Origin of the sequence: Sphingomonas sp. HMP6 (genome assembly GCF_013374095.1) — a bacterium.
Lineage (GTDB): Bacteria > Pseudomonadota > Alphaproteobacteria > Sphingomonadales > Sphingomonadaceae > Sphingomonas.
In genome coordinates this window covers 2933275-2954339 of sequence record NZ_AP022672.1, presented here as the reverse complement: position 1 = coordinate 2954339, position 21065 = coordinate 2933275, and the positions used below count along the sequence as shown (strand labels likewise).

Sequence of the window (21065 nt, the reverse complement as noted above, 5' to 3'; positions counted from 1 at the left end):
GTGGCGGCAACGTATATTCACCCCCGCAAGCTCGCCCCCAGCTTGGCCGCCGCCGCGACGACCTTGTCGGCCACGGCTTTCAAATCCGCTTCGGTGAAGCTCTTCTCGCCCGGTTGCAGCGTAATTTCCACGCCGAGGCTTTTATGGCCGGGTTCGACGCCGGTGCCGGTGAACATGTCGAACAGCCGCGCGGCGACGATGCTGGCCTTGTCGGCGCCCTTGACCGCGCGGACCAACGCATCCGCCGCCAATGCTTCGGGCACGAGGAAGGCGAAGTCGCGGCGGACCGCTTGCAGCGCGGGCGGCGCATAGGCGGCGCGGGCGAAGCCGGTGGTGCGCTTGGCCGGGAGTGCGTCGAGATAGAGTTCCACCGCCGCGACCGGGCCGTCGAGATCGAACGCGCGGCACGTCAGCGGGTGGACCATGCCGAACGCCGCGAGCACCGTTTTCGGCCCAAGGCGGAGCGTGCCGGATTGACCGGGGTGCCAAGCGTCGCCCGCCTCCCCCATCACCTGGAGGTTGTCGACCGGTGCCCCGGCGGCGGCGAGCAACGCCAGCGCCTCGGCCTTGGCGTCGAACGCATCGAACTGGCTCGCCTTACCGTCCTGCCAGCCGCGCGCGCGGTTCTCGCCCGCCAGCACAACGCCGAGCGTCGGACGCTCGCCCTCGGCGAGATAGCGGCGGCCGAGTTCGAACAGGCGTACGCCGGGCGCGCCGCGCTTCATGTTGCGCTCGGCCGCGGCGAACAGGCCGGGGAGCAGCGAGGGGCGCATGACCTTCAATTCCTCGCTGATCGGGTTGGCGAGAGTCCAGGCGCCGCCACCGATCGCGCTGGCTTGCGCGTCGGACAGGAAGCTCCAGGTGATCGCTTCGTTCAGGCCGCGCGCGGCGGCGGCGCGGCGGACGCGGCTTTCGAGCCGCTGCGCCGGGGTCGCGGTTGGTTTCGCGACACCCGGGGTGCGCGGCAGCGGGGTCGCCGGGACCGAATCGATGCCGACGATGCGGATGATCTCCTCGACCAGATCGGCGGGGCCATCGACATCGCGGCGCGCGGGCGGCGGGAGGACGGTCCAGTCGGCTTCCACGTCAAAGCCAAGCGCAGTGAGGATGTCGCGCTGGCGATCCTCCGCGACGGCGAGACCGCCGAGGCGTTCGGCGAGGGCCGGATCATAAGCGATGCGCTTGCGCGTTACCGGCGGCGTGCCGGCATGGGTCGGTTCACTCGCGGTACCGCCGCACAGATCGAGCACGAGCCGTGTCGCGATCGCCAGGCCGTCGGCGAGGAACGCCGGATCGACGCCGCGTTCGAAGCGCGAGCGCGCGTCCGAGGTGAGCAGCAATTTCTGCCCGGTCCGCGCAATGCCTTCGGGATCGAAATAGGCGCATTCGATGATCACGTCGGTGGTCTCGAGCGAGACGCCCGATTCCTCGCCGCCCATGATACCGCCGATGTCGTGGACGTGGGCAGCGTCAGCGATGACGGTCATCGACTCGGTCAGCGCGTAGCTCTTGCCGTTGAGCGCGAGCACCTGTTCGCCGTCCTTCGCCTTGCGCGCGACGAGGCCGCCGCTGAGCTTTGCACGGTCATAGACGTGCAACGGGCGCCCGAGATCGAACATCACGTAATTGGTGATGTCGACCAGGGTGGAGATCGGGCGCTGGCCGATCGCCAGCAGGCGACGGCGCATCCATTCGGGCGATTCCCCATTGGTGAGGCCGGTGACGCTGGTGGCGAAAAAGGCGGGGCAGCCGTCTGGGTCATTGGTGCGCACATCGGGGCCGGAGCCGGTGCCGGTGACTGGGGCATAGGCAAGTGGCTTGGCGGTGCCGAGGCCCGCCGCGACGAGATCGAGCGCGATGCCGCGCGCGCCGAAGCAATCGGGCCGGTTGGGCAGCACGTTGATGTCGATCACCGGATCGGTGAGACCGGCGTAATCGGGATAGGGCGTTCCGATCGGCGCATCATCGGGCAGTTCGATGATGCCGTCATGATCCTCGCCGAGTTCGAGTTCGCGAGTGGAGCACATCATGCCGTTCGATTCGACACCACGAATCGCCGCGACCTTGAGCACCATGCCGTTCGACGGCACGACCGCGCCCGCCGGGCCGAACACGCCGAGCATCCCTGGGCGCGCATTGGGTGCGCCGCAGACGACTTGCAGCGGGCCGTCCCCTGCATCGACCGTCAGGACTTGCAGCTTGTCCGCCTGCGGGTGTGGTGCCGCGCTGAGCACGCGCGCGACCTTGAACGCGGCGAGCTTGGCGCCGGGGTTTTCGACGCCCTCGACCTCCAGGCCGATGCGGGTCAGCGTCTCGACGATGGTGTCGAGCGTGGCGTCGGTGTCGATATGCTGCTTGAGCCAGCCGAGCGTGGTCTTCATGCGCCAACTCCCTGGCTGAGCGTGGGCACGTCGAGGCCGGAGAAGCCGTAATGCTTCAGCCAGCGCGCGTCGCCTTCGAAGAAGGGGCGCAGATCGTCCATGCCGTATTTGAGCATCGCGAGCCGATCGACCCCGACGCCAAAGGCGAAGCCCTGCCATTCGTTGGGATCGAGCCCGCACGCTTCGATCACCTTGGGGTGGACCATGCCGGAGCCGAGCAATTCCATCCAGCCCTCCGAGCCGCCGAGCGTGCGGCGGCCCTTTTCCATCGTCCAGCCGACATCGACCTCGGCCGAAGGTTCGGTGAAGGGGAAATAGCTTGGGCGGAGGCGGAGCACGATGTCGTCGCGCTCAAAGAACGCCTTGAGGAACGTCTCCAGCGTCCATTTGAGATGGCCGAGCGTGATGCCCTTGTCGATCACAAGGCCTTCGATCTGGTGGAACATGGGCGTGTGCGTCGCGTCCCAATCCGAGCGATAGACGCGGCCCGGCGCGATGATGCGGATTGGGGGTTCCTGGCTCATCATCGTGCGGATCTGGACGGGGGAGGTGTGGGTGCGCAGCACCTTCGCCTCCTCGCCGTCGGCGGCCTGCAAGTAGAAGGTGTCGTGCATCGCCCGCGCCGGGTGGCTTTCTGGCATGTTGAGCGCGGTGAAATTGTGCCACTGATCCTCGATCTCCGGACCGGTCGCGACCGCGAAGCCGAGATCGGCGAAGATCTCGGCGAGTTCGTCCATCACCTGGCTGACCGGGTGAACCGAGCCCTGCGGCGCGGCTGCGGCGGGGAGCGTCATGTCGAGCGTTTCGCGGGCGAGGCGGGCGTCGAGTTCGGCGCGGTCGAGCGCGCTTTTCCGCGCGGCGATTGCAGTGGTCACCGCCTCGCGCAGGCTTTGGATACGGGGGCCTTGTACCTGCCGCGCATCGGGTGACATGCCGCCGAGGGTCTTGAGGAGCGCGGTAATGCTGCCGGCCTTGCCGAGCGCGGTGACGCGGATGGATTCGAGCCCGTCAAGGCTGGCGGCAGCGTCGATCGCCGCCATCAAATCACGTTGCAGCTGGTCCAGGTCAGACATTCAATCACCGTTCGCGCTGAGCTTGTCGAAGCGCCGTACTGCTTCGAGGATGCGGTTAGAAGGAAGAACAGGGCTTCGACAAGCTCAGCCCGAACGGAATTTTGGGTTTGTGGCCAAGAAAAAGGGCGCCGGTGTTGCCACCGACGCCCCTTTTCAAATTCACAACAGGTCGCCTCAGGCAGCCTGGGGCAGAGCCGCCTTCGCCTGCGCGATGATGCCGCTAAACGCGCCAGCTTCGTGCATCGCCAGATCGGCCAGGACCTTGCGGTCGAGCTGGACACCGGCGAGCTTCAGGCCGTGCATGAACACGCCGTAGGTCAGACCCTCGGCGCGGACAGCGGCGTTGATGCGCTGAATCCACAAAGCGCGGAAGTTGCGCTTGCGGACCTTGCGATCGCGATATGCATATTGTCCGGCCTTTTCGACGGCCTGACGGGCGATACGGATCGTGTTCTTGCGACGGCCATAATAGCCCTTCGCCAGATTGAGGATCCGCTTGTGCTTTGCGTGGGTGGTTACACCCCGTTTTACGCGTGCCATTTAATCAGTCCTCCGATTCAGCCGAGACCGTAAGGCGCCCACGCCTTAACGGTGGCCGTGTCGGCCTTGGACAGCAATTTCGTGCCACGGTTCTGGCGAATGTACTTGCTGTTATGGCTCATCAGCCGGTGGCGCTTACCCGCGACGCCGTGCTTGAGCAGGCCAGTCGCGGTGAGCTTGAAGCGCTTTTTAACGCCGCTCTTCGTCTTGAGTTTGGGCATTTTCGTCCTTTCGTTATCGCGGGCGATTATGAACGGCCTCGGCAGCCCATACCGGCCGGGCAGTTCCTCTGTACACGCGTGAGAAGCGCGCCGCTTAAGCGAGAGTCACGCCAAATGCAACAACCGAGGAACGTTACGCCGAGCGATCGGTTAAGCCACCCGATGGATACGACCGCCGACGTCACGCCAGCGGCGCCCCCGCCCTTGGCCCCACCCCCTGCCCGCAAGCGCCTGTCGCGGCCGTGGCGCATCGCGCGCAACGTCGTGATCGGCGTGGTGCTCGCGCTCTTTCTGGTCTGGTTGGTGCTGTACATCACCAAGGGGCGCTTCCTGAAAGGCACGTTCGAGCGCGTCGCGAGCGCGCAGACCGAGCGCACGGTGAGCGTCGCGGGCGATTTCCAGCTCTATTTCGATCCCATCACGATCCATTTCCGCGCCGAGGGACTGCGCGTGTCGAACCCCGAGTGGACGTCGAAGCCCGATCTCTACGCCGCCAAAGCGATCGACGCGCGAATCGCGCCTTTATCGATGCTGTTCGGCAAGCGGCGTTTGTACACGCTCGATCTGGTCGACAGCGCGGTCGATCTCGAATGGAACAAGGCGCACACCCAGAATAGCTGGACGTCGGCGCGACGACCGGCGGCAAGCCGCTCGATCTGCCGCGAATCGACCTGGCCACGGTGAGAGGCACGACGCTGCGCTATGGCGATCCTCAGATGCGGCTGCGCACCGACCTGACCTTCAACACGATCACGTCGAGCGATGCGAAGATCGGCACATCGGTGCGCTTTGCCGGGACCGGGCAAATCCGCGATACGCCGTTCACGCTCCGCGGCGCGCTGCTCTCCCCCGATGCGACCGTGGCGCGTGGGCAGAACAAGCTCGTGCTGACCGCCGACGCCGCCAACAACCATATGGACATGACCGGCACGTTGCCGAGCATCGCCGATATCGAGAACGTGCCGCTGCAGGTGACCGCGCGCGGGCGCAACCTTGCGCAATTGCTCGGCATCATCGGTGTGGCGATCCCGATGACACGCGATTACCGGGTGCGCGCGCAGATGGTGAAGGCGGACTCGACCTATGATTTCACCAAGCTGACCGGGCGCTTCGGCAATAGCGATCTGGCGGGCAGCTTCACCGTCAAGGTGATGGAGCCGAGGCTCCATATCGGTGCGAAGCTGACGACGCGGAGCCTCGACATCATCGATGCCGCGCCCTTCATCGGCTATAATCCCGACATCGTTGCAGCGAAGGGCGCGGTCGCCGCCGCCGCCTCGACCGGGGCAGCACCGGCACGCATCCTGCCCGATGCGGAACTGCCGGTCGAAGCGCTCAAGAATTTCGATGCCGATCTGCGCTACACCGTCGGCGTGGTGAAATCGCGTAACGTGCCGATTTCGGATGTCGATCTGACGCTGTCGCTCAACAACAGCGTGCTCAGACTTTCGCCGTTCACCTTCGCAATGGCGCGCGGCAAGGTGGCCAGCGACATCACCTTCAACGCCCGCGCGCGCCCGACCCAGGCGGTGTACGACATCCGCCTTTCCCCCACGCCGATGGCGCGCTTGCTTGCCGGGTACGGCGTCGACGAAGCGGGTACGAGCGGCGTGATCAAGGGGCGGCTGCAATTGCAGGGGGTCGGCGACACGCTGCACGATTCGCTCGCCACGTCGCGCGGGCGGATCGCACTGGTGATCCCCAAGGGTACGTTCTGGACGCGCAACGTCCAGTTGGCCGAGCTCGACATCGGCACCTTCGTGCAGAAGATGTTCCAGGGACGGCTGAAGGAGCCTGTCCGCATCAATTGCGGGCTGATCGGCTTCAGTGTGCGGAATGGCGTGGCCGCAGCCGACCCGATCCTGATCGACACCGAAAAGAGCGTGATCGTCGGGCGCGGCGGGTTCAGCTTCAAGACCGAAGCGCTCGACCTCGCCTTCCGTGCCGACGGCAAGCGCATCAGCATCTTTTCCGGGCAATCGCCGGTCGGGCTGAAAGGGAGCTTCGCCAAGCCGGGGATCGACGTGGTCAGTCCGCAATTGATCGAACGCGCCGGGCTGGGCCTCGGCCTGGCGATCTTCGCGACGCCGGTTGCAGGCGTGCTGGCGTTTGTCGATGTCGGCGATGCGAAATCGGCAGCGTGCGGCCCGGTACTGGCGGCACGGCCCGCGACCGCGCAACGCACGACCAAGGGCGAGGCGCGCGATGATGTCGGTCGCGGGACGACGGCCAAGGCCGAGGATGGCAAAAAGACCTCCAGCGAGCGCAGCGGCCAGCGCAAGAAGTTTCTGGGCATTTTCTGAGCGTCCCCCCTTATCCGTTCGTTTCGAGCGAAGTCGAGAAATCTGGGCAAGCGCGCGCGGCTGTGGTTTCTCAACTTCGCTCGAAACGAACGGAAGGTCGTGTGCCTTTCATCTGAAGGAGGCGCGCCGACAACGCCTGTGTTCTCTGACACGCGGGTTTCCGTGCCAAAGGCGAGACAACCGCAAACCACGCTTTGCGCCGCCGCGCGCAACGCGGTAACGCTGCACCGCAATGGACATCTACCTGCCCATCGCCAATCTTTCGGTCAACGCGCTCGTCATCGTGTTGTTGGGGGGTGGCGTCGGGTTGCTGTCGGGGATGTTTGGGGTCGGCGGTGGCTTCCTGACCACGCCGTTGCTGATCGTCTACGGCATCCCCCCGACCGTCGCCGCTGCGTCCGCCGCGAGCCAGGTGACCGGCGCAAGCGTGTCCGGCGTGTTTGCGCATGTCCGGCGCAAGGGCGTCGATTTCAAGATGGGCGGCGTGCTGGTCGCCGGCGGGCTGGTCGGGTCGGTGTTCGGCGGATGGGTGTTCCGGCTGCTGCAGGCGAGCGGGCAAATCGATACCGTCATCGCGATCGTCTATGTCCTGCTGCTCGGGTCGATCGGCTGGCTGATGGCGCACGAATCGCTGGGCGAAATCCGGCGGCAGCGCAGTGGCGAGCCACCTCGCCCGCGCAAGCGCCGCCACCATCCGCTGGTCGCCTCGCTCCCGCTTCGGACGCGCTTCTACCGCTCGGGCCTGTATATCTCGCCACTCGCGCCGCTGATCCTCGGCTTCGGAGTGGGCATTTTGACGATCCTGCTCGGCGTCGGTGGTGGGTTCATCCTGGTGCCGGCGATGCTGTATCTGCTCGGCATGACGACGCAAGTCGTGGTCGGCACCTCGCTGTTCCAGACGCTGTTCGTAACCGCGATGGCGACGATGGTCCACGCGACGACGACCAAGGCGGTCGATATCGTGCTGGCGGCGCTGCTGCTGCTCGGGTCGGTCGCGGGCGCGCAAGTCGGCGCGCGGCTGGCGAGCAAGGTAAAGCCCGAATATCTGCGTCTCGCACTCGCGGTAATCGTGCTGCTGGTGGCGGGGCGGATCGCGCTTGGCCTGGGGTGGCGGCCCGATGAAATCTATTCGGTCGAGCTGTCGTGAGGAAGCGCTGGCTTCCACTGCTGCTTGCACCGCTGTTGATGGGGCAAACCGCGTCCAAGCCGGTGCTGGTACCCGATGTGTCGCAGCGCGATATCGAGATCCAGTACAGCTTTACCGGTGCGAACCTGCTGCTATTCGGCGCGATCCTGTATCCACAGGGGCGCTTGCCCAACGACGACAAGCCGACCGACATCGTGGTGGTGGTGAAGGGACCGACGCAATCGATTCTGGTGCGTGAGAAGGACAAATTGGGCGGGCTGATCTGGGTCAATGCCAGTCGCCTGCGCTATCGCTCCGCCCCCAGTTTCTACGCGATCGCATCGTCCAAGCCGATCGCAAAGATGCTCGATGCGCGGACCCGCGCGATTTATGAGCTTGGCGTGTCGAGCTTGCAGCTTTCCCCCGCATCGAACGCGCCGCTGACCGAGCAGGACCGCTTCGCGCGCGGTCTGGTCGACCTTAAGGCGCGATCGGGCCTGTATGTCGAATCGCCGGGCGCGGTCGAGATTACCGACGACGTGCTGTACCGCGCGCGCGTGCAAATCCCGGCGCGCGTGCCGGTCGGGCGCTTTACCGCCGAAACCTTTCTGATCCGCGACGGCCGCGTGCTGGCCGTGGCGACGCGCGATATCGAGATTCGCAAGTCGGGCTTCGAGCGTTTCGTCGCGCGATCAGCCGACCGGCATGCGATCCTGTACGGACTGGTCGCGGTCGCGCTGTCGGTGCTGTTCGGATGGGCGGCGGGGCAAATCGCCCGGCGCTTTTGATTGGGCGCACCGGTGATGAGGGGGGCATCAGCCCGCTCCCCCGGCCCGGTGGAAATCCTCTGATACCCAATCTTTACCGGTCATGGGCCATAGCACCGTCTGGATAAGAGCGGGGAATGCCACGAATGACCGAAATGCAGGGCACCCAGGCTTTTTCGCACGCCGCGCCGCTGGCGACAGCAACCTGCATCGGCATGGTCTTCGAAATTGGCGGATCGAGCAGCATGGTGATGCTCGACCCGCAGGCGCTCGATATCACGATGGGCAATCCCGACCCGGTCGTGGCAAGCGCCGGTTCGGTCGGCAGCCAGATCAAGATGCGCGTCGGCGGGACTTGGCTGATCGCCAATATCCGATCGCTGAAAATGGTCGACGGGCATGACGACAGGATCGCCGCGCAAGTCGATTTCCTTGGCGAAGGCGACGAGGAAAAACTGACCGGCAAGCTGTACAAGTTCCGCCGCGGCGTGACGCGCTATCCGACGCCGGGCTGCGCGGTCTATCCCGTTTCGACCCCCGATTTGAAGCAGATCTACGCCGCCGACGACCGCGCCAATATCGAGATCGGCACGGTCTATCCCACCAAGGACATTCGTGCGGCGCTGTATGTCGATGCGATGCTGGGCAAGCATTTCGCGCTACTGGGATCGACCGGTACCGGCAAATCGACCAGCGCCGCGCTGATCCTGCACCGCATTTGCGAACTCAGCCCGCAAGGGCATATCGTTATGATCGATCCGCACGGCGAATATGCCGCCGCGTTCAAGGGCAATGGCGCGATCTACGACGTCGGCAATTTGCAAATGCCGTATTGGCTGATGAATTTCGAGGAACATTGCGAGGTGTTCGTCACATCCTCGGGCTCCGAAAAGCAGATCGATGCCGACATCCTCGCCAAATGCCTGTTGATGGCGCGCGGCAAGAGCCGCTTGGGGCAGGAGATCACCAAGCTGACGGTGGATGCGCCGATCCCGTATCTGCTGAGCGACCTGACCAATTTGATCCAGCTCGAAATGGGCAAGATGGACCGCGCGGGCGATACCGCGCCATATTTACGGCTGAAGACCAAGATCGACGAGATCAAGGCCGATCCGCGCTACGGTTTCATGTTTTCGGGCATGCTCGTTGCCGATACGATGGCAGCGTTCCTCGAGAGGATCTTCCGCCTTCCGGGCGACGGCAAGCCGATCTCGATCATCGACGTATCGGGCGTGCCGAGCGAGATCACGTCGGTCGTCGTCGCGGTGCTGAGCCGGATGGTGTTCGATTTCGCGATCTGGTCGCGCGGCGAGCCGCAACGCCCGATCCTGCTCGTGTGCGAGGAAGCGCATCGCTACATCCCGGCCGGCGACGGCGGCGCGTCGAGCGTCGGGCGGATCCTCAGCCGGATCGCCAAGGAGGGCCGCAAATATGGCGTCTCGCTCGGCCTGATCACGCAGCGCCCGTCCGATCTGGCCGAGGGCGTGCTGTCGCAATGCGGCACGATCATCGCGATGCGCCTCAACAACGATCGCGACCAAGCCTTCGTCCGCGCGGCCATGCCCGAGGGCGCGCGCGGCTTCCTCGACGCGATTCCCGCTTTGCGCAACCGCGAGTGCATCATTTGCGGCGAGGGCGTGGCAATCCCGATCCGCGTCTCGTTCGATGCGCTGGCCGAGGACAAGCGCCCGGCGTCGGACGATCCGCTCTTCTCGCAATTGTGGCGCGAGACCGGCGGCGAAGCCGACATCATCGCGCGCACGCTGAAACGGTGGCGCTCGCAGGGGCGGTAAGGGCGAGGCAGCGATTTAGCGGTAGACCAAATCGCGACCAGCCGAGCCCCGGCCGGCGTCGCCCCGCGAGGACCGACGGCGCGGCTTTGCCACGACGCGCCCGAGACGTCTACGTCGTGCCTTACGCCCCCGGCTTCACCGCGAGCAGCCCGGCGACCTTCGCCTTGAACGCGCGCAATTGATCGCCCGAGAGCGTCGCGATGCTCGAGAAGGAAAAGCCGCGCGGGTTGACGGCGACGCCGCCGCGCAACACTTCCCAATGCAGATGCGGGCCGGTCGACAGGCCGCTATTGCCCGAATAGCCGATGATCTCGCCGCGCGATACGCGTTGGCCCGACCGCGCCGCAAAGCGGCTGAGATGGCCGTAGCAGGTCACGATATTCCCGCCGTGCGCCATCTTGATGTAATTGCCATAGCCGCCGCTGCGCCCGGCATAAACGATCGTCCCGTCGGCGGGGGCGTGGATCGGCGTACCCCACGGCGTGCCGATATCGATGCCCTTGTGCATCCGCGAGAAGCCGAGCAGGGGGTGGAAGCGCATCCCGAAGGACGAGGTGACGCGCGCCATCGACACCGGCATGGTGAAGGTGCCCTGGCGCTCGGCCTGGCCGCTCGCTTCATACCAGGTGCCGTCGTTCCACTGCACCAATTGCGTCTTCTTCGCGCCGTGGTCGAGCCCGGCGAACAGCAGATTCCCGATCTGCGTCTCGCCGGTGGCGGCGCGTTTGCGGTCGATCACGAAATCGTAGCGGTCGCCCGCACCGATCTGCTGAATCGCGAACTTGCTGTTGATCGCGCGGATATAGGTTTCGACGACCTTGGCCGGGATGCCCGCCGCGCGGGCCGAGCGGTACAGGCTGCCGCCGACCAAGCCCTGGATGCGCAGCGGGGTATTGTCGATCGCGATGACCTGGCGGCTGAGCACCAAGCCGTCGCCGACGCGCTTCAACGTCAGTTCGAGATCGAAGCGCGCCCGCACCGCCAGCGCCTCGAGTGGGCGTGCGACGGTCTTGTTCGGGCGCCGGCCGAGCGTCATCGGGAGTTGCTTGCCCGGTGTCAGGTCGCTCAGCGGCACCGCGCCCGCAATCAGCGCGACGGCATCCTGCGCATCGCGGGTCGACAGGCCGGCGCGCTGCAATACGCCACCCAGGCTGTCGCCATGCCCGATCGTGGCGGTGCGTTCCTCGAACGGACGCTCGGGCGCTTCGTTGAGCGGCACGACGAGATCGTTCGAGGCCATGTGATGGCCGGTATCGGCGCCCCAGGCGAGCGGTGCGATCGTCTGCGCACGGGCATCGTCGCGCGCAGTGCCGCTGAGCGGCGCGGGCACGGCGGCGAGAATCGGATTGTCAACCGGCGGGGCGAAAGCATAGGCGGTCGCGCACAAAGCGGCGCAGGTCGCAGCGCCACGCCACCAATCGAGCGAACCGATGCGCGAGCCGAGATCGGGCACCCAATCGACGCGCATCGCGGCGGTGCGCAGCTTGTCGAATGCGGTGCTTTCGGCGACCGGCACGAGCGCACGACCGAACGACACGGCGGCAGTGCCACCTGTTTGTCCGAATCCATGATCGTCACGCAAGAACAAGGCGCCTGTGCCCCCGAAGTAACCCAAAACCGCTGCCAACCCGCCCCGCAGCGTGGAGCCCTTCGACTGTGGCCGCCAAAGCCTAAAGTCAAATTAACCGCAGTGCCGCAATCCCCCGCTTACGGCGAAGCGTTGCGACGCTACGGCGAGGTGTTGGAACCAGCCCTAAGCACCCTGTTTACACAGGGTTAATGCAGGCAGGCAGAGCGTATTTCCCCTTAAGCGGTTGCACGTGCGCCTCGGGCACGCGATGTTCGCTGTGTCATGCAGCGCCACGATGAACATAAGGTCACCGCCGTCCTCGGGCCGACCAACACCGGCAAGACGCATTTGGCGGTCGAGCGGATGTGCGGCCATTCGAGCGGCATGATCGGTTTCCCGCTGCGGCTGCTCGCGCGCGAGGTTTATGACCGCGTCGTCGCGATCAAGGGCGCGAATCGCGTAGCGTTGATCACCGGCGAGGAAAAGATCGTCCCGAAGGACGCGCGGTGGTTCCTGTGTACCGCCGAATCGATGCCGCTCGACAAGGATCTCGCCTTCGTCGCGGTCGATGAAGCGCAGATCGGCGCAGACCCGGAGCGCGGCCATGTCTTCACCGACCGCATTTTACGCGCACGCGGGCGCGAGGAAACGATGCTCTTGGGGTCGGAGGCTTTGCGACCGATGCTCAAGGCGCTGGTCCCCAAGATCGAAATCATCAACCGCCCGCGTTTCTCGACCCTCACTTATGCCGGTGCCAAGAAGATCAGCCGCTTGCCCAAGCGCTCGGCGATCGTCGCGTTCAGCGCCGAGGAAGTCTATGCCGTGGCCGAGATGCTGCGGCGGCTGCGCGGTGGCGCGGCGGTGGTGATGGGCGCGCTGTCGCCGCGCACGCGCAACGCCCAAGTCGCGATGTTCCAGGCGGGCGAAGTGGATTATCTGGTCGCCACCGATGCGATCGGCATGGGGCTCAATATGGACGTGGCGCACGTCGCCTTTGCCAGCCTCAACAAGTTCGACGGCCGCCGGCAGCGCCGCCTGACGGTCGCCGAAATGGCGCAGATCGCCGGGCGCGCCGGGCGACACCAGCGCGACGGCACGTTCGGTGCATTGGTCGAGGAAGGGCCGGGCGCGTTCACGCCCGAGGAAGTGCTCAACATCGAGGAGCACCGCTTCCCGCCGCTCGAACAGCTCTACTGGCGGCAGGGCGAGCCCGATTATAGCGACATCGCGGCGCTGATCGACAGTCTGGAGTCGCGCCCGGCGCACCGCATGTTGTGGGCAGCCCCGCAAGCGGTCGATCTCGCCGTCCTGAAGCGGATGGCGAGCGAGGATTGGGTGCGCGATCGTGTACGCTCCCCGGCGATGGTCGCGCGGCTGTGGGCGGCGTGCGGCCTTCCCGATTTCCGCAAGCTGGGCGTCGATCCGCACACCCGCTTCGTCGAACGCGTGTTCCGCTATCTGAGCGAAGGCAATGGGCATGTCCCGCACGAGTGGTTCGCCGCCGAGATTGCGCGGCTCGACACCGTCGCGGGCGATGTCGAGACGCTGGCGGGCCGCATCGCGGCGGCACGGAGCTGGGCCTATATCGCCAACCGCGCCGATTGGCTGGCCGATCCGGCGCATTGGGCGGCGCGGGCGAGTGCGGTCGAGGAACGGCTGTCCGACGCGCTACACGCGAGCCTGACGCAGCGCTTCGTCGACAAGCGCACGACGCTGCTGATGCGGCAGATCGGCGCCGATCCGCGCGCGCTGCCGGTGGTGATCGGGCCGGCGGGCGAGGTGCTGGTCGAGGATCATCCGATCGGGCGGCTCGAAGGGTTTCGCTTCATCGTCGCGGGCGATGCGCGCGCGGCGGACAAGCGTTTGCTGCTCGCTGCCGCCGAGCGCCGGCTGGGCGACGAACGCACGCGGCGCGGGGTGGCCTTGGCTGAAGCGAGCGACGCCGACCTGACGCTGGCGGCCGAGCCGGGCGCGGTGCCGACGCTGTGCTGGACGAGTTTGGGGACGCATTTGGCGGTGGCGACGCTTGGGCCGGGGCCGAGCGTCTTGCGGCCGCGCGTGCTGCTCGATCGCGCGCTCGATTGCCTGAGCGTCGAGGTGCGCGCGCGCATCGAGACGCGGCTGCGCGACTGGCTGGCGGCGAAGCTCAAGCGCGCGCTGCCCGGACTGGTCGTGCTCGACGCCGTGCAGCGCGATCCAGCCGCCCTGCCGGCGTCGCGCGCCGTAGCCGCGGCCTTGGTCGCGCAAGGGGGGTTGGTCGCGCGGGCGGAGCTTGCGGTCGCGGTCGATGGGCTCGACTCGATAGCGCGCAAAGCGTTTCGCGGGGCAGGCGTCACGATCGGCGCGCTCGACCTGTTCGATCCGCGTGTATTGAAGCCCGGTCCTGCGTGGTGGCGGCGGGCCGTGCTGGCGGCGCGGCAGGGCGGCGTGGTGACGAGCGGGGCGCCGCCTGGCGCGACGGTGCTGGAGCGCGGCGCACCGGGGGCGACGCTCGATCAGGGCTATCGCCCGGTCGGCGGGCAGGCAGTGCGGGTCGATCTGATCGAGCGCATGGCCCGCGCGGCGCACGACGCGCGCGGCGCGAACGGGCGCAAGCCATTCGTGCTCGATCCTGCGCTGGCGCTGTCGATGGGGCTGACGCGCCCGACGTTGGAGCGGCTTATGGCGGGGTTCGGCTTCCGCCCCGCAGCTGGCCCCGACGACTTGCCGCGCTGGACCTGGCGCGGGCGGCCCCCGGCCCCCGTCGTGCCGCCGCCCAAGGACAATGCCTTCGCCGCGCTCGCGACATTGGCGGGGCCGCTTGGGTTATAGCGCCGCAGACTCGATGCGGCTCGACCGCTTTTTGTGCTGTGCGCGGATCGTGAAGACGCGTGGGCAAGCGCAGGACATGGCGGAAAGCGGGCATGTGCGGATCGACGGGCGCGCGGTGAACAAGGCGGCGACGCCGGTACGGATCGGCTGCGTCATCGCCTTCGCGACCCCCGGCGGATACGTCCGCGCGCTGCGCATCGCCGCACTACCGGTCCGCCGCGGCCCCAGTGAGGAGGCGCGTGCCTGTTATGATGAGCTGATCGAAAATGCGCGCGCACCTGCCCCAAGCGTTGACGCCGCCAGCGCTCGCGCATAGCAGCATCGCTGTTCGTTGCTCCGGGAGTGTTTCAATGACCTACGTCGTCACCGACGCCTGCATCAAGTGCAAGTATATGGACTGCGTCGAGGTGTGCCCGGTCGATTGCTTCTATGAAGGCGAGAACATGCTGGTGATCAACCCCAGCGAGTGCATCGATTGCGGCGTGTGCGAACCCGAATGCCCGGCCGAAGCGATCCTGCCCGATACCGAAAGCGGGCTTGAGCAATGGCTCGAGATCAACACCGCGTATTCCGCCGAATGGCCCAACGTGACGCGCAACGCGGGCCAGACGCCAGCGGATGCCGATGCGTTCAAGGGCGTCGAGGGCAAGTTCGACAAGTTCTTCTCGGCAGAACCCGGCAAGGGGGATTGACGGGCGCAGGCGCGGCAACGCCCGCGCCGATGCGGCAACGCCGCAGCGTCCGGCACGGCCGGCGGGTCGGCAGCGCCGAACCTGGTCGACGGCTTTGCCAACGGCACCGCCCGTACCCGAATCCCGTTTCAGGCCACCGCCCAGCAACAAATCAGACGCATTTCAGCGTTAACGCTGCGCATGGGCCGCTGTGAGGGTGGTAATTTTATTACGACTGTGTTAAACAGCGTCCGACGGAAGCGCATCCCATGCGCGTTTTCCGGCACGGAGACGTTCACAACCCACACCCTGCGCGCGCTGATGCAGCCTTGCTGCCGCCGGTGCGTTGCCCCCGGTATATCCGGTCCACAGAAAGGTCTTACGGAATGGCTGCCAAGGCGCTGTCCTTCGACGTCGGCGATTATGTCGTTTACCCCAAGCACGGCGTCGGCCGTGTGATCGAACTGCAACGGCAGGAAATCGCCGGGATGCAACTCGAACTCTATGTTTTGCGCTTTGAAAAAGAACGCATGACGCTGCGCGTTCCGACCAACAAGGCCGAAAGCGTCGGGATGCGCAAGCTCAGCAGCGACAAGACGCTGCGCGAGGCGCTTGAAACGCTGACCGGCAAGCCGCGTGTGAAGCGCACGATGTGGTCGCGCCGCGCGCAGGAATATGAAGCGAAGATCAATTCGGGCGACCTCGTGTCGATCGCCGAGGTGGTCCGCGACCTGTTCCGCGCCGAGGACCAGCCCGAGCAGAGCTATTCCGAACGGCAGATCTTCGAAGGCGCAACCAGCCGGTTGGCCCGCGAACTCGCCGCGATGGAACAAGTCGACGAGCCGACCGCACAGGAAAAGATCCTCGACATCCTGCGCAAGGCGGCGGCGATCCATAACAAGGACAAGGCCGCAGCCTGACCCGGTTTGCGGACTATCCGATCGTAAAGGGGCGGCTGGCGACAGTCGCCCTTTTTCGATTGTGCGGGGTGAGATCGCCCGGGTGTGCCAGGATCGCGCGTTGCTACGCGACGCGCTGCATGCGACTATCGCGACATGGCCGAACCCGCAGAGTCCACAGCGCCCGATGCAGAATCCATTCGCGGGTTTCGGGCGTTTCTGAAGTCGCTGGGGCCTGGCCTGATTACCGGCGCGGCAGATGACGACCCCAGCGGCATCGGCACGCACAGCCAGGTCGGCGCGGAATTCGGCTATGGTCTGGCCTGGACTTTCGTCCTCAGCTTCCCGCTGATGGTGGCGATTCAGCAAATCGCCGCAGAAATTGGTCGCGTCACGGGTGCCGGCATCGCCCGCAACCTCAGGCGGCATTACCCGCGCCCGATCCTATGGGGCATGGTCACGCTGCTGCTGATTGCGAACATCGTCAATCTGGGGGCCGATCTGAGTGCGATGGGGGCGGCGTTGACGCTGCTCATCGGCGGCAACGCCGCGCTTTACACGCTGCTGTTCGGCATTCTGTGCATCGTGCTGGAAGTGGGGCTCAGTTACGCGCGCTATTCCTCGATCCTCAAATGGACGACGCTGTCGCTCTTAACCTATGTCGCGGTGGTGGCGGTGGCGCATGTGCCGTGGGCGCACGCACTGCGCTCGCTGGTCGTGCCCGAGCTGCAGTTCAACATGGCCTATGCGACCGCGTTCGTCGCGATCCTCGGCACGACGATCAGCCCGTATTTGTTCTTCTGGCAAGCGGGCCAGGAAATCGAGGAGCAGCATCGCCACCACGCCAAGCCGCTGTGCCTGACCGCCAAGACCGCCGGGCCCGAGCTCCGGCGGATCCGGATCGACACGCTCACCGGCATGGCGTTCAGCACGCTGATCTCGCTGGCGATCGTGTTCGCGACGGCGGCGACGCTGCACGCAAGCGGCGTGCGCGACATCACGACATCGGCGCAGGCGGCCGAGGCGCTGCGCCCGATCGCCGGGCAATTCGCCTTCGTGATGTTTGCCGCCGGGGTGATCGGCACGGGGTTGCTGGCGGTGCCGGTGTTGGCGGGTTCGGCCGCCTATGCCGTCACCGAAATGGCCGGGGTGGCGGGCAGTCTCGACGCAAAGCCGCTCTCTGCGCGGTTATTTTATGGGACGATCGCGGCGACCACGCTCGCCGGCTCTTCGCTCAATGCAGTCGGCATCGATCCGGCACGCGCGCTATATTGGGCGGCGGTGGTGAATGGCGTGCTGGCCGGGCCGTTGATGGTGGTGATGATGCTGATCGTGCGCAATCCACGCGCGATGGGGCGGCTGACGGTGGGGCGCGGGCAATTGCTGTTCGGCTGGGCCGCCACCGTAGTGATGATCGCCGCCTCCGCGCTGTTCCTGTGGTTCGTGGCGCAGGGCGTCGCATAAGGCGCGCATCCGGGCGTTGCGCGCACGCCGCTTGCATGAAGCGTCTTTTGGTGTATTGTAATAGCAACACACAGGAGGTCCCCATGAACGCTCTCTCGCTGCTTCTCATCGTCCCCCTTGCGGCCTGCTCGGTTGGGGCGGACACGGCGGGGCCGGGCGTCGCCGGATCGGGCAGCGGCACAACGCGGACGTATGCGGTGACGGATTTCACAGGCCTGGCGCTGCGCGGATGGGATGATGTCGATGTCCGCGTCGGCACCGGTTTTTCGGTCCGTGCCGAGGGAACGAGCAAGGAGCTCGACCGGATCAAGATCGAGCGCGTCGGCGATACGCTGCGGATCGGGCGCAAAAACCGCAGCGGGTTCGACTGGGGCGGCAGCAGCGAGGGCGTCAAAGTCTATGTCACCATGCCACGGATCATCGCCGCGACGATTGCGGGATCGGGCGACATGACGGTCGACCGGGTCGAAGGACAGCGCTTTACCGTCGATGCCGCCGGATCGGGCAGCCTCAACGTCGCGATGCTCGCCGTGCGCGAGGCAAAACTGTCGATGGCGGGGTCCGGCACCATCACGCTGAAGGGCAGCGCCGACCGCTTGAGCGTGGACATCGCCGGTTCGGGCGACGTGGATGCAGCCGGCGTAAAGGCGACCGGCGCGGCGGTGAACGTCCTCGGATCGGGCAACGTACGCGCCGACGTGACCGGGCCGGCAAGCGTGTCGATGATGGGGTCGGGCGACGTCGATCTGGGCAAGGGTGCCCAATGCACGATCAGCAAGATGGGATCGGGCCAAGTCAAATGCGGCAGCTGAGGCTTGCCTGACACGGCGAACGGGTGGATGCCTGCGCGCATGACCCGCGCGCCGCTCGTTCTCCTACCGATCGCCCTGATCTTTGCCGCCCCGGTGCACGCGGCGGAGCGCAGCTTCGTCGTCACCAGCTTCGATCGCTTGCGCGTGGACGGGCCGTTCGAGGTGCGTGTGGCGACGCGGCGTCCCCCGTCGGCGCGCGTCGAAGGCACGATCCGCGCCTCGGACGCGGTTTCGGTGCGCGTCGAGGGGACGACGCTGATCGTCAGCGCCGGTCCCAGAGGGTGGGACGAAGTGCCCGTGATCGGCCAGCCAAGCGCGCCGGTGGTCTATCTCGGCACGCTGACGCTGCGCAGCGCGACCGTCATCGGCGGCGGGCAGGTGCGGATCGACGGGCCGTTGCGCGGACAGCGGATCGACCTGCAAGTCACCGGGAGCGGCGGGCTCGCCATTGGCGCACTCGATGCCGATCAACTCAATGCCACCGTGCTGGGACCCGGCACGATGACGCTGGGCGGGCGCGGCGCGCGCGTCCGGCTGATCAGCAGCGGGCCGGGCCGGATCGACGCGGGCGCTGTGCGCGGCGATGACGTGACGGTGCGGCTGGAAGGGGCGGGCGCGATCCAGGCGACTGCGCGCTATACGGCAGACGCGATCAGCACCGGGATCGGCGCGATCACGATCTACGGCAAGCCGGCGTGCCGGGTGAAGGCGGCGGCGGGCGGACCGATCCGGTGTGGCGAGATCGCGGCGGCACCCGTCAAATAATCCCAAGCGCGGACAGTTTTCCGATCAAACCCGCGGGCATCGCATCGCCCGCCAGCATGCCGACACCAAGATCGGCAGGCGCGTCAGCGGCCTCGAGATAGCGCCAGCCCTGATGCGCGCGCTTGGGGCGGCCTTCGGTCAGCACCAACGCCGGATCGATATGGATCGCAATACGCCCGCCCTCGGCCTCGCCGAACTGCAGGATCGGGGAACGCGCCACCAATGTGTGCTTGATGATCCAGTAGAGCGAGCCGCCACCGATGATCTCTTCATGCCGCTTGGGCAGATAGCGCGTCGTCAGGAACACCGGCCCCTCTTCTCCGCGCTGTCGCAAACGTTCGGCAAGATGATCGAGGCTGGTCGCGCCGAACGCGACTTTTGTCAGGTGTAACGGCATAGCGGCGACATGGGGGCAGGCGCGCTAAGCGCCAAGCCCGAACAGTGTGGCCAACCCCAGGAACGAGAAGAAGCCCATCACATCGGTCATCATCGTGACGAACACCGCCGAGGATACCGCGGGATCGATATCGAGCCGGTCGAGCGTCACCGGGATCAGCACGCCCGACAGCCCGGCGATCAAATTATTGATCACCATCGACATCGCGATCACGATCGCAAGGTCAATATTGCCGAAGAACAGCCATGTGCCGAAGCCGATAAGCACCCCCAACATCGTCCCGTTCGCCGCGGCAATGGTGAATTCGCGCGCGATCATGCGCTGCGTGTTCGAACTGGTAAGCTGATTGGTGGCGAGCGCGCGCACGACGACGGCGAGCGTCTGTGTCCCCGCATTGCCGCCCATGCCTGATACGATCGGCATCAGCACCGCAAGCAAAGCGAAGCGCGCAATCTCGCCCTGAAACGCGCCGACCACCGACGCCGCGAGCATCGCGGTGCCGAGATTGACCACCAGCCAGGTGATGCGGGTGCGCACCGTCAGGCGGATCGGTTCGTTGATGTCGCCTTCGCCCGCGCCCGAGAGCTTCAGGATATCCTCGCCGGCTTCCTCGGAAATGATGTGGACGACGTCGTCGACCGTGATCATGCCGACCAGCCGCCCGCCGGTGTCGACCACGGCGGCCGAGATCAGCGCGTATTTCTGGAAACGCAGCGCCACCTCTTCCTGGTCCATATCGACCGGGATCAGCGTCTGTTCGCGCTGCATCACATCGGCGATGGCGATGCTGCGCGGCGTGCGCAGCACCCACGACAAAGCGACCGTGCCGACCGGCTTATGTGCCGGATCGACCACGAAAATTTCCCAAAAATCGGTGGTCAGCTCATCATGGCCGCGCAAATAATCGAGCACGTCGCCGACCGACCAATGTTCGGGCACCGCGATCAGCTCGCGCTGCATCAGGCGCCCAGCTGATTCCTCGGGATAGCTCAGCGCCTCTTCGATCGCAGCACGATCGTCGGGGTCGAGCGCGCGGAGAACCTCGCGCTGATCGGCGGGCTCCATATCCTCGATGATCGCGACGGCATCGTCGGTGTCGAGTTCGGACGCGATATCCGCGACTTCGCTCGCCGACAGCGAATCGATCAGTTCCTCGCGGACATAATCGTTCATCTCGGCGAAAACGTCACCGTCGAGCAGATCGGTGATCGACTTGGCGAGCTCGGTGCGCGCCTCGGCGGGCAGCAGTTCGAACAGATCCGCGATGTCGGCGGGGTGCAGCGGCTCGACCAGCGCGCGCGCGCTTTCGGGCACGCCGTCATACACCGCATCGAGCACCGCGCGGACGAATTCGGGCTTCAGCCGGTCGTCCCCATCCAATTGGTTGCCGAGCTGGTTGGTCTCGACCTCGGTTTCGGGAAGTTCGGTCTCGCTCATGGTGGACCTCCTTGCCCGTGACGCACGCCCGCTGT

At 66.0% G+C, this 21065-nt stretch carries 17 protein-coding genes and 1 pseudogene; 11 read left to right on the top strand and 7 right to left on the bottom strand.

Annotated features, from left to right (window positions below; all coding sequences use genetic code 11):
• Positions 1-17: 17 nt before the first annotated feature.
• The 4 genes from pheT to rpmI all read right to left on the bottom strand — a co-directional run bounded on the left by pheT (position 18) and on the right by rpmI (position 4215).
• A complete protein-coding gene (pheT, locus tag HMP06_RS14405; protein WP_176497695.1) occupies positions 18-2381 on the bottom strand; it encodes a phenylalanine--tRNA ligase subunit beta in 2364 nt (787 codons plus the stop codon).
• Positions 2378-3454 carry a phenylalanine--tRNA ligase subunit alpha gene (gene pheS / locus HMP06_RS14400; RefSeq protein ID WP_176497694.1) on the bottom strand — a complete coding sequence of 359 codons (1077 nt, stop codon included), beginning with the start codon at positions 3452-3454 and terminating at the stop codon, positions 2378-2380. Before pheS ends, pheT begins: the two co-directional genes overlap by 4 nt.
• A gap of 174 nt (positions 3455-3628) precedes the next feature.
• The gene (rplT, locus tag HMP06_RS14395) at positions 3629-3994 is read right to left on the bottom strand and encodes a 50S ribosomal protein L20 (protein WP_176497693.1); all 366 of its coding nucleotides are present in this window, start codon (positions 3992-3994) and stop codon (positions 3629-3631) included.
• A gap of 17 nt (positions 3995-4011) precedes the next feature.
• The gene (gene rpmI, locus HMP06_RS14390; protein WP_010184218.1) at positions 4012-4215 is read right to left on the bottom strand and encodes a 50S ribosomal protein L35; all 204 of its coding nucleotides are present in this window, start codon (positions 4213-4215) and stop codon (positions 4012-4014) included.
• Positions 4216-4377: 162 nt separating this feature from the next.
• On the opposite strand from rpmI, the pseudogene HMP06_RS14385 reads away from it, so the two are divergent.
• From HMP06_RS14385 to HMP06_RS14370, 4 genes and pseudogenes are all read left to right on the top strand, one after another.
• Positions 4378-6518 (top strand): annotated as a pseudogene (locus tag HMP06_RS14385) (AsmA family protein).
• Positions 6519-6750: 232 nt separating this feature from the next.
• Positions 6751-7665 carry a sulfite exporter TauE/SafE family protein gene (locus HMP06_RS14380; protein WP_176497692.1) on the top strand — a complete coding sequence of 305 codons (915 nt, stop codon included), beginning with the start codon at positions 6751-6753 and terminating at the stop codon, positions 7663-7665.
• A gap of 38 nt (positions 7666-7703) precedes the next feature.
• A complete protein-coding gene (locus HMP06_RS14375) occupies positions 7704-8432 on the top strand; it encodes a TIGR02186 family protein (protein ID WP_443026517.1) in 729 nt (242 codons plus the stop codon).
• 125 nt (positions 8433-8557) lie between these two features.
• Positions 8558-10204, top strand: a complete 1647-nt coding sequence (locus tag HMP06_RS14370) for an ATP-binding protein (RefSeq protein ID WP_176497690.1) — start codon at positions 8558-8560, stop codon at positions 10202-10204.
• A 121-nt stretch (positions 10205-10325) separates the two neighbouring features.
• On the opposite strand, the gene HMP06_RS14365 is transcribed toward HMP06_RS14370, so the two are convergent.
• Complete coding sequence (locus tag HMP06_RS14365) at positions 10326-11792, bottom strand: M23 family metallopeptidase (protein ID WP_176497689.1); 1467 nt, start codon at positions 11790-11792, stop codon at positions 10326-10328.
• A 264-nt stretch (positions 11793-12056) separates the two neighbouring features.
• Between HMP06_RS14365 and HMP06_RS14360 the strand changes: the two genes are divergently transcribed.
• From HMP06_RS14360 to HMP06_RS14330, 7 genes are all read left to right on the top strand, one after another.
• Complete coding sequence (locus HMP06_RS14360; protein WP_176497688.1) at positions 12057-14585, top strand: helicase-related protein; 2529 nt, start codon at positions 12057-12059, stop codon at positions 14583-14585.
• A gap of 13 nt (positions 14586-14598) precedes the next feature.
• Positions 14599-14901 carry an RNA-binding S4 domain-containing protein gene (locus HMP06_RS14355; RefSeq protein ID WP_176497687.1) on the top strand — a complete coding sequence of 101 codons (303 nt, stop codon included), beginning with the start codon at positions 14599-14601 and terminating at the stop codon, positions 14899-14901.
• Positions 14902-14935: 34 nt separating this feature from the next.
• Entirely contained in the window at positions 14936-15277 is a 342-nt protein-coding gene (fdxA, locus tag HMP06_RS14350; protein ID WP_176497686.1) for a ferredoxin FdxA, read from the top strand.
• Positions 15278-15642: 365 nt separating this feature from the next.
• Positions 15643-16176 carry a CarD family transcriptional regulator gene (locus HMP06_RS14345; protein ID WP_176497685.1) on the top strand — a complete coding sequence of 178 codons (534 nt, stop codon included), beginning with the start codon at positions 15643-15645 and terminating at the stop codon, positions 16174-16176.
• Between the two features lie 135 nt (positions 16177-16311).
• Positions 16312-17619, top strand: a complete 1308-nt coding sequence (locus HMP06_RS14340) for an NRAMP family divalent metal transporter (protein ID WP_176497684.1) — start codon at positions 16312-16314, stop codon at positions 17617-17619.
• 83 nt (positions 17620-17702) lie between these two features.
• Complete coding sequence (locus tag HMP06_RS14335) at positions 17703-18431, top strand: head GIN domain-containing protein (RefSeq protein ID WP_176497683.1); 729 nt, start codon at positions 17703-17705, stop codon at positions 18429-18431.
• A 39-nt stretch (positions 18432-18470) separates the two neighbouring features.
• Complete coding sequence (locus HMP06_RS14330) at positions 18471-19196, top strand: GIN domain-containing protein (RefSeq protein ID WP_176497682.1); 726 nt, start codon at positions 18471-18473, stop codon at positions 19194-19196.
• On the opposite strand, the gene HMP06_RS14325 is transcribed toward HMP06_RS14330, so the two are convergent.
• Entirely contained in the window at positions 19189-19593 is a 405-nt protein-coding gene (locus HMP06_RS14325) for a DUF1489 family protein (RefSeq protein WP_176497681.1), read from the bottom strand. The two genes, HMP06_RS14330 and HMP06_RS14325, sit on opposite strands and share 8 nt — an antisense overlap.
• A 24-nt stretch (positions 19594-19617) precedes the next feature.
• Positions 19618-21030: a magnesium transporter gene (gene mgtE, locus HMP06_RS14320; RefSeq protein WP_176497680.1), complete on the bottom strand. Its 1413-nt coding sequence runs from the start codon at positions 21028-21030 to the stop codon at positions 19618-19620.
• Between the last annotated feature and the right edge of the window lie 35 nt (positions 21031-21065).

Bases quoted from the DNA above. Each gene is read 5' to 3' on its own strand.
- rpmI (WP_010184218.1), bottom strand. From the start codon at position 4,215: ATGCCCAAACTCAAGACGAAGAGCGGCGTTAAAAAGCGCTTCAAGCTC.
- HMP06_RS14330 (WP_176497682.1), top strand. From the start codon at position 18,471: ATGACCCGCGCGCCGCTCGTTCTCCTACCGATCGCCCTGATCTTTGCC.
- HMP06_RS14360 (WP_176497688.1), top strand. From the start codon at position 12,057: ATGCAGCGCCACGATGAACATAAGGTCACCGCCGTCCTCGGGCCGACC.
- HMP06_RS14375 (WP_443026517.1), top strand. From the start codon at position 7,704: ATGGGGCAAACCGCGTCCAAGCCGGTGCTGGTACCCGATGTGTCGCAG.
- rplT (WP_176497693.1), bottom strand. From the start codon at position 3,994: ATGGCACGCGTAAAACGGGGTGTAACCACCCACGCAAAGCACAAGCGG.
- fdxA (WP_176497686.1), top strand. From the start codon at position 14,936: ATGACCTACGTCGTCACCGACGCCTGCATCAAGTGCAAGTATATGGAC.
- HMP06_RS14370 (WP_176497690.1), top strand. From the start codon at position 8,558: ATGACCGAAATGCAGGGCACCCAGGCTTTTTCGCACGCCGCGCCGCTG.
- mgtE (WP_176497680.1), bottom strand. From the start codon at position 21,030: ATGAGCGAGACCGAACTTCCCGAAACCGAGGTCGAGACCAACCAGCTC.
- HMP06_RS14355 (WP_176497687.1), top strand. From the start codon at position 14,599: ATGCGGCTCGACCGCTTTTTGTGCTGTGCGCGGATCGTGAAGACGCGT.
- HMP06_RS14380 (WP_176497692.1), top strand. From the start codon at position 6,751: ATGGACATCTACCTGCCCATCGCCAATCTTTCGGTCAACGCGCTCGTC.
- HMP06_RS14340 (WP_176497684.1), top strand. From the start codon at position 16,312: ATGGCCGAACCCGCAGAGTCCACAGCGCCCGATGCAGAATCCATTCGC.
- HMP06_RS14345 (WP_176497685.1), top strand. From the start codon at position 15,643: ATGGCTGCCAAGGCGCTGTCCTTCGACGTCGGCGATTATGTCGTTTAC.
- pheS (WP_176497694.1), bottom strand. From the start codon at position 3,454: ATGTCTGACCTGGACCAGCTGCAACGTGATTTGATGGCGGCGATCGAC.
- HMP06_RS14335 (WP_176497683.1), top strand. From the start codon at position 17,703: ATGAACGCTCTCTCGCTGCTTCTCATCGTCCCCCTTGCGGCCTGCTCG.
- pheT (WP_176497695.1), bottom strand. From the start codon at position 2,381: ATGAAGACCACGCTCGGCTGGCTCAAGCAGCATATCGACACCGACGCC.
- HMP06_RS14325 (WP_176497681.1), bottom strand. From the start codon at position 19,593: ATGCCGTTACACCTGACAAAAGTCGCGTTCGGCGCGACCAGCCTCGAT.